This window comes from Paraburkholderia terrae (genome assembly GCF_002902925.1).
Taxonomy (GTDB): domain Bacteria; phylum Pseudomonadota; class Gammaproteobacteria; order Burkholderiales; family Burkholderiaceae; genus Paraburkholderia; species Paraburkholderia terrae.
This window is the reverse complement of sequence record NZ_CP026111.1, coordinates 998,457-1,011,158: the sequence shown is the minus strand read 5'-3', so window position 1 is coordinate 1,011,158 and position 12,702 is coordinate 998,457. Positions and strand designations below refer to the sequence as shown.

12 protein-coding genes and 1 tRNA gene are annotated in these 12,702 nt (G+C 62.9%); 8 read left to right on the top strand and 5 right to left on the bottom strand.

Going from position 1 to position 12,702, the window contains the following annotated elements; all coding sequences use genetic code 11:
• Positions 1 to 13 precede the first annotated feature (13 nt).
• The 4 genes from C2L65_RS04610 (at position 14) to C2L65_RS04595 (ending at position 2,211) form a co-directional block, all read left to right on the top strand.
• Positions 14 to 829, top strand: a complete 816-nt coding sequence (locus C2L65_RS04610) for a class I SAM-dependent methyltransferase (RefSeq protein ID WP_042306925.1) — start codon at positions 14 to 16, stop codon at positions 827 to 829.
• Complete coding sequence (gene rnhA / locus C2L65_RS04605) at positions 826 to 1,272, top strand: ribonuclease HI (protein WP_007748049.1); 447 nt, start codon at positions 826 to 828, stop codon at positions 1,270 to 1,272. The genes C2L65_RS04610 and rnhA overlap by 4 nt, the downstream gene beginning before the upstream one ends.
• A 66-nt stretch (positions 1,273 to 1,338) precedes the next feature.
• Positions 1,339 to 2,088, top strand: coding sequence for a DNA polymerase III subunit epsilon (gene dnaQ / locus C2L65_RS04600; protein WP_007748048.1), 750 nt, complete (start codon positions 1,339 to 1,341; stop codon positions 2,086 to 2,088).
• 48 nt (positions 2,089 to 2,136) lie between these two features.
• Positions 2,137 to 2,211: transfer RNA gene (locus C2L65_RS04595), tRNA-Val, on the top strand.
• A 478-nt stretch (positions 2,212 to 2,689) separates the two neighbouring features.
• Here C2L65_RS04595 and C2L65_RS04590 read toward each other — a convergent pair.
• The 3 genes from C2L65_RS04590 to C2L65_RS04580 form a co-directional block, all read right to left on the bottom strand.
• Positions 2,690 to 3,139, bottom strand: a complete 450-nt coding sequence (locus C2L65_RS04590) for a DUF2214 family protein (RefSeq protein ID WP_042306961.1) — start codon at positions 3,137 to 3,139, stop codon at positions 2,690 to 2,692.
• Between the two features lie 92 nt (positions 3,140 to 3,231).
• Positions 3,232 to 4,089 carry a hypothetical protein gene (locus C2L65_RS04585; protein WP_042306923.1) on the bottom strand — a complete coding sequence of 286 codons (858 nt, stop codon included), beginning with the start codon at positions 4,087 to 4,089 and terminating at the stop codon, positions 3,232 to 3,234.
• A gap of 248 nt (positions 4,090 to 4,337) precedes the next feature.
• Positions 4,338 to 5,402, bottom strand: coding sequence for a glycosyltransferase family 4 protein (locus C2L65_RS04580; RefSeq protein ID WP_042306921.1), 1,065 nt, complete (start codon positions 5,400 to 5,402; stop codon positions 4,338 to 4,340).
• A 738-nt stretch (positions 5,403 to 6,140) separates the two neighbouring features.
• Between C2L65_RS04580 and C2L65_RS04575 the strand changes: the two genes are divergently transcribed.
• On the top strand, positions 6,141 to 7,976 hold the full coding sequence (locus C2L65_RS04575; protein WP_042306919.1) for an ABC transporter ATP-binding protein: 1,836 nt from the start codon (positions 6,141 to 6,143) through the stop codon (positions 7,974 to 7,976).
• Between the two features lie 81 nt (positions 7,977 to 8,057).
• Here C2L65_RS04575 and otsA read toward each other — a convergent pair whose 3' ends face one another.
• Both otsA and otsB read right to left on the bottom strand, forming a co-directional pair.
• Positions 8,058 to 9,479, bottom strand: coding sequence for an alpha,alpha-trehalose-phosphate synthase (UDP-forming) (otsA, locus tag C2L65_RS04570; RefSeq protein WP_042306918.1), 1,422 nt, complete (start codon positions 9,477 to 9,479; stop codon positions 8,058 to 8,060).
• Between the two features lie 52 nt (positions 9,480 to 9,531).
• Positions 9,532 to 10,281, bottom strand: coding sequence for a trehalose-phosphatase (gene otsB, locus C2L65_RS04565; RefSeq protein ID WP_042306916.1), 750 nt, complete (start codon positions 10,279 to 10,281; stop codon positions 9,532 to 9,534).
• 422 nt (positions 10,282 to 10,703) lie between these two features.
• Between otsB and C2L65_RS04560 the strand changes: the two genes are divergently transcribed.
• From C2L65_RS04560 to C2L65_RS04550, 3 genes are read left to right on the top strand one after another with little or no spacing between them, the layout of a single operon-like run.
• Positions 10,704 to 11,297, top strand: a complete 594-nt coding sequence (locus C2L65_RS04560) for an SCO family protein (RefSeq protein ID WP_042306915.1) — start codon at positions 10,704 to 10,706, stop codon at positions 11,295 to 11,297.
• 17 nt (positions 11,298 to 11,314) lie between these two features.
• A complete protein-coding gene (locus C2L65_RS04555; RefSeq protein ID WP_042306912.1) occupies positions 11,315 to 11,794 on the top strand; it encodes a copper chaperone PCu(A)C in 480 nt (159 codons plus the stop codon).
• 20 nt (positions 11,795 to 11,814) lie between these two features.
• Positions 11,815 to 12,693 carry a cytochrome c oxidase assembly protein gene (locus C2L65_RS04550; protein ID WP_042306910.1) on the top strand — a complete coding sequence of 293 codons (879 nt, stop codon included), beginning with the start codon at positions 11,815 to 11,817 and terminating at the stop codon, positions 12,691 to 12,693.
• Positions 12,694 to 12,702 lie beyond the last annotated feature (9 nt).

Genomic DNA, 12,702 nt, shown 5'->3' with positions numbered 1-12,702 from the left:
CGCATTCTTCAACATGTCTGACCGATCGATTATAGACTGGCCTGCCTGGACCACATCCCCTCCCGGACACTATGTGCTGGAGTGGGAGCAGGCGCAGCTCGACCGCGTCGTGTCCGACGTATTCGGCTACCACGCGCTGCAACTGGGTCTACCGCAACTCGACGCACTCCGTGAGAACCGCATGCCCTGCCGCGGCCTCGTGCTCGACGCCGAGAGCGGCGCGAGCGCGCCGTACACGTTTCCGCGCGGCGTCGCGGGAGGGCTGCCCGAGCGACACGCGCCGTCCGGACGCAGCGCCGTCTGGTGCGACCTGCTCGATCTTCCGTTCGAGGCGCAAAGCGTCGATCTGATCGTGATGCCGCACACGCTGGAGTTCACACGCGATCCGCACCGCCTGCTACGCGAAGCCGAACGCGTGCTGATGCCCGAAGGGCAGTTGATCATCCTCGGCTTCAATTCGCTGTCGCTGTGGGGCGCGCGGCAATCGGTCGGCAAGGTCACGGGGCGGCCGTTCGTGCCCGCGGCGCATGATCTGATCGCGTTCACGCGCCTCAAGGACTGGATCAAGCTGCTCGGTTTCGACCTTGAACGCGGACGCTTCGGCTGCTATCGTCCGCCCCTCGTCGGCGAAAAGTGGCTGTCGCGCTATGAATTCATGGAAGCCGCCGGCGACCGCTGGTGGCCGATTTTCGGCGCCGTCTACATGGTCACGGCGATCAAGCGCGTGCGCGGCATGCGCCTCGTCGGTCCGCTGAAAGTCAAGAAGCCCGTGCTCGCCGCCGGCCTCGCGCCCGCTGCCACGCCCAACACCCGCAACAAGGCAAAATGAGTTCTGATCTGATCGAAATCTTCACCGACGGCGCCTGCAAGGGCAATCCCGGACCCGGAGGCTGGGGCGCGCTGTTGCGCTACGGCGCGCAGGAGAAAGAACTGTTCGGCGGCGAAGCGAACACGACCAACAACCGCATGGAACTGATGGCCGTGATCGCCGCGCTCGAAGCGTTGAAACGCCCGTGCAAGGCGATCGTCCACACGGACTCGCAGTACGTGCAGAAAGGCATCAGCGAATGGATTCACGGCTGGAAGAAGAAAGGCTGGGTGACGGCCGCCAAGGCGCCCGTGAAAAACTCGGACCTCTGGAAGCGGCTCGATGCGCTCACGCAGCAGCATGAACTCGAGTGGCGCTGGGTCAAGGGGCATGCGGGGCATCCGGAGAACGAACGCGCCGACGCGCTCGCCAATCGCGGCGTGGCCTCACTGACGCAGCTTTAATCTTCACCAGCGCGTTTAAGAACGCTCCATTCTTTTCACGCATCAACACAGACAGGCAACACCGACATGCGTCAAATCATCCTCGATACGGAAACGACAGGACTGAATGCGAAGAGCGGCGACCGGATCATCGAAATCGGCTGCGTCGAGCTGGTGAACCGTCGGCTGACGGGCAACAACCTGCACTTCTACGTCAATCCCGAGCGCGACAGCGATCCGGGCGCGCTGGCCGTACACGGACTGACGACGGAATTCCTGCGCGACAAGCCCAAGTTCGCGGAGATCGCTGACGCGCTGCGCGATTTCGTAACGGACGCGGAGCTCATCATCCACAACGCGCCCTTCGACATTGGCTTTCTCAACGCCGAGTTCTCGCTGCTGGGGTTGCCGCCGTTCACTGAACATTGCGGCGAAGTGATCGACACGCTTGTGCGCGCAAAGTCGATGTTCCCGGGCAAGCGCAATTCGCTCGACGCGCTGTGTGACCGCTTCGGCATCAGCAACGCGCACCGCACGCTGCACGGCGCACTACTCGACTCGGAACTGCTCGCCGAGGTGTACCTCGCGATGACGCGCGGCCAGGAAAGCCTCGTGATCGACATGATCGGCGAGGCGGCAGCGGGCCATGCAGGCGGCGCGAAGCGCGTGAAGCTCGACACGCTCGAACTCGTCGTGCTGACGGCGACGGACGACGAACTGGCCGAACACGAAGCACTGCTCGATGGTCTCGACAAATCGGTGAAGGGAACGAGCGTGTGGCGCACCCAACCGGCTGCCGAAGATGTCTCCGCGACAGCGGATGCGCAAATCGCTTAAAAAGTACTTGTCGAAGTCTGAAAGAGCTGACATAATGCACAGCTCTTCGGGTGGTTAGCTCAGCGGTAGAGCACTGCCTTCACACGGCAGGGGTCACTGGTTCGATCCCAGTACTACCCACCAGAATTTCTGGTGTTGGTAAAGACGAACACCGAAGAATCGAGGGCTTAGGTTTAACGACCTAAGCCCTTTTTCATTTTCTGCGCTTCACTCTGTTGCCCGTTTCGTCCCGCACGCGTCCCCTCGGATCTGTGTTCGGCTGGTTGAGTTCGTCTCGATCCGGACTACCCGGGTGCGGCTCTTACTTCGTTACCACCACGATAAACGCAGCGCACAGCGTGACCTACTGCCGACTAAACGTGCAGGTCCTCCCGCCGATTTTCACACGCGCCGCGCCTTCGGATTTCGCCATGCAGCGGATGGCCCTCAACCAATGAACCGTCAGGTTCCAGCACAACGCGGGTTCGCTTCGTCGATGCGAGCGCGCCGGCTTCGACTTCGACGCCGCCTCCTGTACGCCATAGGAAGCCGCGATCGGCAAGGGCGTGCTCGCGTGGCAGTGGTGCCGCATTAGCCCGCACTGAAAGCCATCCGTCGACGACTACGCGCCAATGCCGCGCGCCATGCCCGACGCGGCAAATACCATCACGACCAGCAGAATGGATTGCCAGTGCCCCGTTCGGGCAAATCGGCGGGCGCGGGAGAGATCCGGCGTCTCGCCGCTTCTGACGGCGAGACGCCAGCGGATCAAGGTCATCATCGGCGCGATCTCAAGAACGAGGATCAGCACGAGTGCCGCCATCTTCACGTGAAAGAGTGGCTCGTGCAGATAGTAGTCCGCGCCCTTCTCAAAGCCACCGAACACGCGCATCAATCCCGTGACGATCAGCACGACGGCCGTGATGCCCCAGACATTGTCCGCGACGAAGACGCGTTGCAGACCAGCCGGACCGGACAGCCGACGCAGCCCGCGCGTGCGCCCGATGATCGCGGCGAGCGCGAAGCCATAACCCAGCAGATGGACAGCGGCCAGCAACCAGCGGATCAACATGGACACCTCCATGAACGATACAAAGCGGTTGGCGCTTCAGGCCCATGGGGCCGTGGATGCACGGGCGCGAGGACCGCACCCGGAAAGTAAATTCAGGCCTGGCGCAGACTCGCGTCGAGCGCCCGCGCTGCGACGCGATCGCCTTCCGTCGATAACGGCGTCCTGAACACAGTCTGCCGGTTGTGGCCGGCGGCAGCGGGCGAATCCCACATCAACTCGACTTTCGGACGGCGCAACAAGCCGCCGACACCCGCGCGCTCGAGCGTCGCGTGCCCGTTCGAAATGGGTGGCATGGTCGCCGGCTGCGCGCCTGACAGATCGACGGCCTGTGCCGCGCGCGGCATACCGGCCGCGCGCTCAGTCCCGTCGTGCCAGCGCAACGACAACTCGCGTGCGTCGTACTGGCCGAGCTTGCGGCTTTCAGCCCATACGATGGCGGTACGGGTGACGGCATCGATCGAAATGGCAAAACGGCCGATCGCAAAGCGGCGCGCAGCGATATTCGTCCGCCACAGCGCCCGCGGACGGCAGATCCACACGACCACGGCGTACAGCGTCGGCGCTGCAAGCAGCCAGCCGTTGGTCGCGGCGACCGTGTTGAACGCGCGCCGCCAGCCGGCCGCCCAGACGAACGCGCCCACCGACCAGACCGCGAACAGCAAGCCCAGGAACGCAAACACGCGCAGCGCCTGACGCAACCATTGCGGCAACGGATGGAACGGCCGCTCGGCGCGCGCCTTCGCGCCCGGCAGGAAGATCAGCAGAAAGAGAAAGACGAGATTGATGCATGCCCATGGCGACGAGGCCATCGCCTGCAGTGCCGTCAGCGGGTCCATCTCACCCATCGAGAAGAGCCAGCGCGCCAGTATCACGAGACCGATGGCGCGAAGCGCGAACATCGTGCCGGCGCCGGGCGCCGCGCTCGCACGCGTCTGTTTCGTTCTCGCCAAAGCTATCTCCTCATATCGACCGGCTGCGCCGGATTTGCGGCACGGCCATTATAGGGATATTACCGATTCGTCTCACGGTTACAGGACCACGAACGCGCACTTTCGGTACATTCCGCGCGCGTTTCGCATCGGCGTGCAGCGCAAATGCAACAACGCCCCGCATGTTCGACACATGCGGGGCGTTGTCGGCCCATCCAACGGACCGCGCAGGAGTTAAACAACCCTCTCGCGGCCTGCTTCGACGGGGATCAGCCTGCGTTGACTTCGCGCAGCACCGTGCGGCGCTTTGCGTGCAGCAGTTCTTCGTAGGTCTTCAGGTAGTTCTGAGCCATCACCTTCGACGTGAAGCGCGATTCGAACGCCTTGCGCACTTGCGCGCGCGGCAGCTGGTCGAGACGCTTGAGCGCGGCAACAGCGCTGATTTCGTCTTCGACGACAAAGCCCGACACGCCGTTTTCGATCACTTCCGGCACCGAGCCGCGCTTGAACGCGATCACAGGCGTGCCGCAAGCCATCGCCTCGATCATCACCAGACCGAAGGGCTCCGGCCAGTCGATCGGGAACACCAGTGCATGCGCGTTGCCGAGGAACTCACGCTTTTCGGCTTCGCCGATTTCGCCGATGTACTCGACGTGCGGCAGCGCCATCAGCGGCTTGATCACTTCTTCGTAGTAGGCGCGGTCGGCCTTGTCGATCTTGGCGGCGACCTTGAGCTTCATGCCCGCCTGGCCAGCGATGCGGATCGCGCGGTCGAGGCCCTTCTCCGGCGAGACGCGGCCGAGGAATGCGAGGTAGCCCGGCTCGACGTTGGGGATCGGCGTGAGCACGTTTTCCGGCAGACCGTGATAGACCGTCGACAGCCAGTGAGCCTGTTGCAGCGGCTGGCGCTGGTTGTCCGAGATCGACACGACGGGCACGTCGCTGAACGTGTTGAAGACTGGCTGCAGTTCGGGCAGATCGAGACGGCCGTGCATGGTCGTCAGGAACGGCACCGGCTGGCGCGCGAACAGCGAGAACGGGTAGTAGTCGATGTGGAAATGCAGCACGTCGAATTCTTCCGCGCGGCGGCGGACTTCTTCGAGCAGCAGCATGTGCGGCGCCATCACGTCGCGAATGGTCGGGTCCAGACGCAACGCCTGCGGCCAGAAAGCTTCGAGCTTCGCGGAGGTTTGCGAATCGCCACTGGCAAAAAGCGTCACGTCATGTCCCAGCTCGACGAGCGCTTCCGTCAGGTACGACACGACGCGTTCCGTGCCGCCATAGAGCTTGGGAGGAACCGCCTCGTGCAAGGGAGCGATTTGAGCGATTCGCATAGGGAGAACTCCTCGTAAAAAATCAGGCAAAAAGACTGCAGTTTGGAAAAAGCGACTTCGCTTGCTCGCCAGGGCGCCCGGTTCGGCATGCAGCCTGAAGCTGCACCGGACACGAGCCTGATTCTTTCGAGAAATTCCTGCGATGGATCGCTTGGTAAGACGCCAGCTTGGTCGATGTCAAAGTCTGTGCTCAAAGCCATAAACGCGGCTAACGAACGAACGTTGACAAACTGTCAGTTTTTTCCTGACGCGACCGAGCATGCATTATCGATGCCTGTCTCGCGGACCGGCCCCTACATTTCAAAGTCTTTACGTTGTTACAAACGCGAAACACTTCGCAAACCCTTGTTTTCTCAAGGTGTTTTACAGTGGGAGCCCTGCTTCGGCACTGGCGTCGCAAGCCGTTCGACCGCGGTCATCGTTGACCCGTCTGCGACGGCTGGAACTCAATCAAATTCCGCCTCGCCGGCTCGTATGCAATCTGTAATTATATCTCGAAAATTCACGGCGCTGTCGTGAACCCCTTGCCCGCTCGCGGGTCAAGGCTGGGAAACCTTACCGGTACGTGTCGCGAAAATAATCGCGCCCCCATTGGCTGTACCGCCATGCGAAATGGCTTTTGCATGTTTACAATGCGAGGCCTACGCTGGTGTTACGGGCCGTTCCCAGGCACGGCCGTTGCACGACCTGAACCCGTTTCAGACGTCTCAAACCGACACTGACAGACCAAACGAACAATTGGAACATCTGACCATTGCCCAGCGAAACGCCCATAACGCAAAGCTTGCGAGCTATGCGCACCGGCCGCTTGCGTTCCTTTTCCGCTTTATCCGCCGCCATCCAGTCGCTCATCTGATCGTGCTGGGCAGCGTGTTCGCGGCCGTGGGCTGTGCGCTCGCTTCGCAATACGCGATCAAGCATTTGATCGATGTGCTCGGCGCGGGCCGTCATCATCCAGGGCCGCTGTGGGGCGCGTTCGCGATCCTGGTCGGCCTGATCGCCGCCGACAACCTGTTGTGGCGTGTTGGCGGCTGGGTCGCCGCGCATACGTTCGTGGCCGTCACGGGCGATCTTCGTAAGGACCTGTTCCAGTATCTGACGGGCCATTCGCCGACCTACTACGCGGAGAAACAGCCGGGTACGCTGGCGAGCCGGATCACGGCGACGTCGAACGCCGTCTACACAGCCGAAAACACGACTGCGTGGAACGTGCTGCCGCCGTGCATCGCGGTGGTCGGCGCGATCGTGATGATCACCGCCGTCAATCCGTTGATGGCGCTCGGCCTGCTGACCTGCTCGGCGATTCTGTCTGTCGTGCTGTTCAAGCTGGCTGGCCGTGGCTCGGCTCGCCATCACACCTTCGCGAGCAAGGCGGCCGCTGTCGACGGCGAACTCGTCGACGTGATCGGCAACATGGGCCTCGTGCGCGCGTTCGGCATGACGTTCCGCGAGCAGAAACGCTTCAGCGCGACCGTGAAGTCGGAAATGGTCGCGCGCCAGCAAAGCCTGCTGTATCTGGAGAAGCTGCGTCTGCTGCACGCGGTCATCACGGCGCTGCTGTCGGCGGGGCTGCTCGGCTGGGCGCTGTGGCTCTGGGATCAGGGCAAGGCGACCTCGGGCGACATCGTGCTGGTCAGCTCGCTTGGTTTTACGATCCTGCACGGCACGCGCGATCTGGCCGTCGCGCTCGTCGACGTGACGCAGCACGTCGCACGTCTCGCGGAAGCCGTGAAGACGCTGCTCGAGCCGCACGGCATGCCTGACCACAACGACGCCGTCGAACTCGTGCCGCAAGGCGGCCGCGTGACCTTCGACAAGGTGACGTTCGCCTATCCCAAACGCCGCCCGATTCTCGATCATTTCGATCTCGACATTCCGGCGGGCCAACGCGTGGGCCTGATCGGCAAGTCGGGCGCGGGCAAGTCGACCGTGCTCGCGCTGCTGCAACGCTTCTATGAAACCCAGGCCGGACGCATCCTGATCGACGGTCAGGATGTCTCGTCGATCTCGCAGGACAGCCTGCGCCACTCGATCGCGCTGGTGCCGCAGGACATCTCGCTGTTCCACCGCTCGGTCTATGAAAACATCGCGTACGGCCGGCCTGAAGCGACGCGCGACGAAGTGCTCGCCGCTGCGCGCGAAGCCCGTTGCTCGGACTTTATCGAGGCGATGCCGGAGGGCTTCGATACGATCGTCGGCGACCGCGGCGTGAAGCTGTCAGGTGGTCAACGTCAGCGCATCGCGATTGCGCGCGCGATCCTGAAGAACGCGCCGATCCTGCTGCTCGACGAAGCGACCTCCGCGCTCGACAGCGCGTCCGAGGAAGCGATCCAGAAAGCCCTCGACCGGCTGATGGTCGGCCGCACAGTGGTCGCGATTGCGCACCGCCTGTCGACGCTGCACAACTTCGACCGCATCATCGTGATGAGCGCGGGCAAGGTGATCGACGACGGCAGCCCCGAAGAACTGCGCAATCGTCCGGGCCTGTATCGCGACCTGCTGTCGAAGCAGTTCGGCAAGCATTCGACACTGCATGTAGGTGGCAAGAAGTTCGACGAGCAGCATGTCGCATAACGTGCTTCCGAACTGACGCGCCATGAAAAAAGCCGCTTCGAAGAAGCGGCTTTTTCTATTGGTGCGGCAGCGAGAAACCGATCAATCCTCAGCGGCTTCGCTCACCACCGGTTGCGCGCTCGGCATCTGCTGCAGGTCGCGCATGAAGTTGTCGCGCCACACGGACACGTTGTTCTCGCGCAGCTGCACCATCATGTCGTTGTAGCGCGCCTTGCGTTCGGCAAGCGGCATCGAAAGCGCCGTGCCGAGCGCATCGGCCATGCCGTCGATATCGACGGGATTGACGATCAGCGCGCCCGTCAGCTCCTGGGCGGCGCCCGCGAAACGCGACAGCACCAGCACGCCGGGATCTTCCGGATCTTGCGCCGACACATACTCTTTCGCGACGAGATTCATCCCGTCGCGCAACGGCGTCACGTAGCCGACATGCGCAGTGCGAAACAACGCCGCAAGCACGGGCCGTTCGTACTGTCGATGGATATAGCGGATAGGAGTCCAGTCCAGCTCCGCAAAGCGGCCGTTGATGCGCCCCGACTCGCCTTCGAGCTGCAAGCGGATTTCCTGGTACGCGTGCAGATCGGAACGCGTCGGCGGCGCGATCTGCAGGAACGACACCTTGTCCCGATACGAAGGCGAATGCTCGAGCAGCCGCTCGAACGCGCGAAATCGCTCGACCAGTCCCTTCGAATAATCGAGCCGGTCAACGCTCATGATCAGCTTGCGCGCGTGCAGCGTCGCTTCGATCGTGCGAACCGGCTTGTCGCCCTCGCCCGCTTTCGCCAGCTCGGCGATTTCGTCGGGATACACGCCGATCGGATAGGCTGCCGCACGCAGTATGCGGCCGAACCCGTGTACCACGGTCGGCCCTTGCGCCGAGGCTTCGATGGAACCGTCCGCCTCGTTGACGATGTAATCGCAGAACGCGCGCAGATCTGGCTTGGTCTGGAAGCCGAGCAGATCGAACGAACACAGCGCCTCGACGAGCGCGCGATGCGGCGGCACGGCGAGCAGCACCTGCGCCGCCGGAAACGGAATGTGCAGGAAGAAGCCGATGCGGTTCTTCACGCCCGCCGCGCGCAGTGCCTGCGCGAACGGAATCAGATGATAGTCGTGGACCCAGATGACGTCATCGTCGCGCAGCAGCGGCACCAGCTTTTGCGCGAGCCAAGTATTGACGCGGCAATAGCCTTCGAAATCGTGCCGGTCATACTGCAGCAGATCGGGCCGGTAATGAAACGCGGGCCACAGCGTCGCGTTCGAGAAACCGCGGTAATACTGGTCGTAGTCGCGCCGCACGAGGCCGATGGTCGCGAACGTCACCGGGCCGCGCTCTTCGAGCTTGATCTGCGGCTGGCCGGAACCGAGCACGTCGCCGCTCCAGCCGAACCACATGCCGCCCGTTTCCTTCAACGCATCGTAGACGCCGACGGCCAGGCCGCCCGCCGCGGGGCCGCCCTCCGAAATCGGCGCGACGCGGTTCGATACGATGATCAGTCGGCTCATGACGCGAGATTTCCGTGCTGAACAGGAGCGAGGCGCGGATGAACGGATGCCATCATGCCTTGCGCGCCGCCGCGACGATTTCCGACAGCCACGCGAGCAGCGCGCTCACCGAGCCGATGCGCGAGCGCGCGATCGTATCGCCACCGCCGACCTTGATCGACAGACCGCCCTTTTCGTTGACGACCACGAAGCCCTTCTCGTCAGTCAGATCGTCGCCCGCGAACACGGGCGTGCGGCCCGTGAACGGCGGCTCGTCCAGAAAGGCGCGCAGCGCGCGGCCTTTGTCGACGTCCTTCGGCTTGATTTCATAGACCATCTTGCCCGGCTGCAGCACATAGGCGCCCGGGTATTCGGCGACCAGCCGGGTTGTCGCTTCGCGCGCTACCGGTTCGCGATCGGGCGCGTTGCGATAGTGCATCGCGAGCGCCGCGCCCTTGATTTCGAGCAGCATGCCGGGATTCGCGTTGACGACTTCAGCGAGCACCTGCTCCATGCGCAGCAGCCGGTCGTCGTTGAAACCGATACGCTGCGTGTCGCCGTTCGCGTCGCGCCGCTCGGCGCCGTGCAGTCCGGCGATGGGCATATCGGGCATGCCGAGAAACTGGTCGATGCTGTCGATCCCGCGTCCCGACACGATCGCCACGGCGCCGTTCGTCAGACGCCGGAGTTCGGTGAGCAAGGCGATCGCCTCGGGTTGGACCAGCACGCCGTCGGGCGTCGGTGCCAGATCGACGAGCGTGCCGTCGAAATCGAAGAAAAATGCCGTCTCCGTCGGAGACAGAAAAGCCGGAAGTGCTTGCATCGGTGTACGTTGCCTCTCAGCCGCTTGCAGCCGGAAAAGTGTGCGCATCTTACCGCGCATCGGTCGTTTTTTCGAGAAAGTAAGTTTTCGTGCCGCGCGGGCGGGCGTTCCGGGCTGTCGCCCCGACGAACGGAATGCAAATTCCGCACGATCCGGCTACGGCCGCCTTTCAACGCTCTGCGGCATATTGACTCGCTTTTTCCCTCACAGGGCCACGGTACAACGACGCGTCTGAAATTGCGATAGAGTCGCAACGGCGCGCGCCGTGGACATGGAATAGCATGGGGCGCCATCGAGTCATGCCAATCGCGGCGCTTGCATTACGCTGCGCCCTGTTCTGAATCGAGTCGTCGAAACTGCCTTTGTTCCCGAAAGCACTGGTGTCCATCTCCCGCTTCCTCGCTCCGCACGCTTCTACGTCAATGCGCGTCGCGGCGTTGAGCGTCGTGCTGTACGCGGCGCTCGGCAGCGCCGGATGCTCGCATCAAGGTGAACCGTGGCAGTTGACGGACGTGAGCGGCCATCTGCCCGACCTCGATTTCACGCTGACGGGCGACGACGGCCGGCCCGTCGCGGCGGATACGCTCAAAGGACGCGTGTCGCTCGTGTACTTCGGCTATACGCATTGCCCCGATGTCTGCCCTGAAACGATGGGGCGTCTGATGCAGGTCATCGGCAAGCTCGGGCCGGACGCGCAGAATGTTCGCATCCTGTTCGTCACCGTCGATCCCGCGCGCGACACGCCCAGCGCGTTGCACGACTACGTCGGCGCATTCGATTCGCAGCATGCGTTCGGCCTGACGGGCACGGATGGACAGATCGAGCAGATGGCAAGGCATTACCGCGTTGCGTATCAGATGGAAAAGCGCGACCCGAACGGCAATTACGATGTGACGCACAGTTCGGCCGTCTACATCTTCGACGCACGCAATCGCGCGCGCCTGCTCGCCACGGACCACGACTCGCCCGACGTCATCGCGCGAGACGTGCGCCGTATCATTGAAGACCAATCCTGATTTCTCACAGGTTCGCCATGACACAACAAATCAAAACACTTTCGAGGATTCACACGCTGGTTTGCGCCGTCGCTTTCGCGTTCGTCGCCACGAGCAGCATCGCCGCGCACGCTGCCGACAGCAAGCAGGCCATCGCCGTGCAGAACGCATGGGTCCGCTGGCTGCCGAACAATCTGCCCGCCGCCGCGTACGTCACGCTGACCAACTCGAGCGACACGGCGATCGATCTGGTCGACGTGTCGAGCGCCGATTACGGCAGCGCGATGCTGCATCAGACAGTGTCGAACGGTTCGACGCAAAAGATGGTGATGGTCGACAAGCTGACGGTGCCCGCGCACGGCCAGGCGTCGATCGCGCCGGGTGGCTATCACGTGATGCTCGAAGAAGCGAAGCACAAGATCGCGCCGGGCGACACGGTGCATCTGAAGCTGCAGTTCTCCGACGGCGAAACGCTCGATGCGCCGTTCGCCGTCAAATCGCCTTCGCAGACCAAGTAACGGCGGGTGATGAACCCGCGATGACTTTGCTCTACTGGCTCGAACCCTGGGAGCCGTCGCCGACCATGGTGATCGTGGTGCTGCTAGCCGCGCTGCTGTTCGCGCGCGGTGTGCGCAAGGCGAAGGTGTCGGTGGCGCGGCAGTTGTCGTTCTGGTTCGGGCTGGCAGCGCTCTATGTCGCGCTTCACACACGGCTCGATTATTTCTTCGAGCATGAGTTCTTCATGCATCGCGCGCAGCATCTGGTGCTGCATCATCTCGGGCCGTTCTTCATCACGCTGTCGTATCCCGGCGCGGCGCTGCGCGCAGGCATTCCATTCGCGTGGCGGCAACGCTACGTGCGGCCCGCGCTACAGACGCGTTACGTGCGCGCGACGCTCGATGTTCTGTTTCATCCCGTCGTCGCCGTCGTTCTGTTCGTTGGACTGATCTATTTCTGGCTGCTCTCGCCGATTCACTTCGTCGCGATGCTCGACTGGCGGCTGTATCGCGTGATGAACTGGAGCATGGTGATCGACGGGTTGATGTTCTGGTGGCTCGTGCTCGATGCGCGGCCCGCGCCGCCCGCACGGCTATCGCCCGGCAAACGCGTGCTGCTGGTCGTCGCTGCGATTCCGCCGCAGATCATGCTCGGCGCGTTCATCTTCTTTTCGCCGCGCGAACTCTATCCTGTCTATTCGATCTGCGGACGCGCGTTCACATGGCTCAGTCCGATGCGCGATCAGCAGATCGGCGGACTGTTGCTATGGATTCCAGGTTCGATGATGAGCGTGATCGGCGCCGTGCTCGCGCTGCGTCACTGGATGAGACTGTCGGCTCGAGCGCGTCTGCGTGACGAGCGCCATGCGTACGTGCCTGCGTCTGCCAGCACGCCCGTGGTCGCGCACGCCGACCGTTGATCTGCATTC

Coding starts and splice junctions, on each gene's coding strand:
- C2L65_RS04550 (WP_042306910.1), top strand. CDS start 11,815: ATGACTTTGCTCTACTGGCTCGAACCCTGGGAGCCGTCGCCGACCATG.
- C2L65_RS04590 (WP_042306961.1), bottom strand. CDS start 3,139: ATGTTGATCCGCTGGTTGCTGGCCGCTGTCCATCTGCTGGGTTATGGC.
- C2L65_RS04580 (WP_042306921.1), bottom strand. CDS start 5,402: ATGCGAATCGCTCAAATCGCTCCCTTGCACGAGGCGGTTCCTCCCAAG.
- rnhA (WP_007748049.1), top strand. CDS start 826: ATGAGTTCTGATCTGATCGAAATCTTCACCGACGGCGCCTGCAAGGGC.
- C2L65_RS04555 (WP_042306912.1), top strand. CDS start 11,315: ATGACACAACAAATCAAAACACTTTCGAGGATTCACACGCTGGTTTGC.
- otsA (WP_042306918.1), bottom strand. CDS start 9,479: ATGAGCCGACTGATCATCGTATCGAACCGCGTCGCGCCGATTTCGGAG.
- otsB (WP_042306916.1), bottom strand. CDS start 10,281: ATGCAAGCACTTCCGGCTTTTCTGTCTCCGACGGAGACGGCATTTTTC.
- C2L65_RS04610 (WP_042306925.1), top strand. CDS start 14: ATGTCTGACCGATCGATTATAGACTGGCCTGCCTGGACCACATCCCCT.
- C2L65_RS04560 (WP_042306915.1), top strand. CDS start 10,704: ATGCGCGTCGCGGCGTTGAGCGTCGTGCTGTACGCGGCGCTCGGCAGC.
- dnaQ (WP_007748048.1), top strand. CDS start 1,339: ATGCGTCAAATCATCCTCGATACGGAAACGACAGGACTGAATGCGAAG.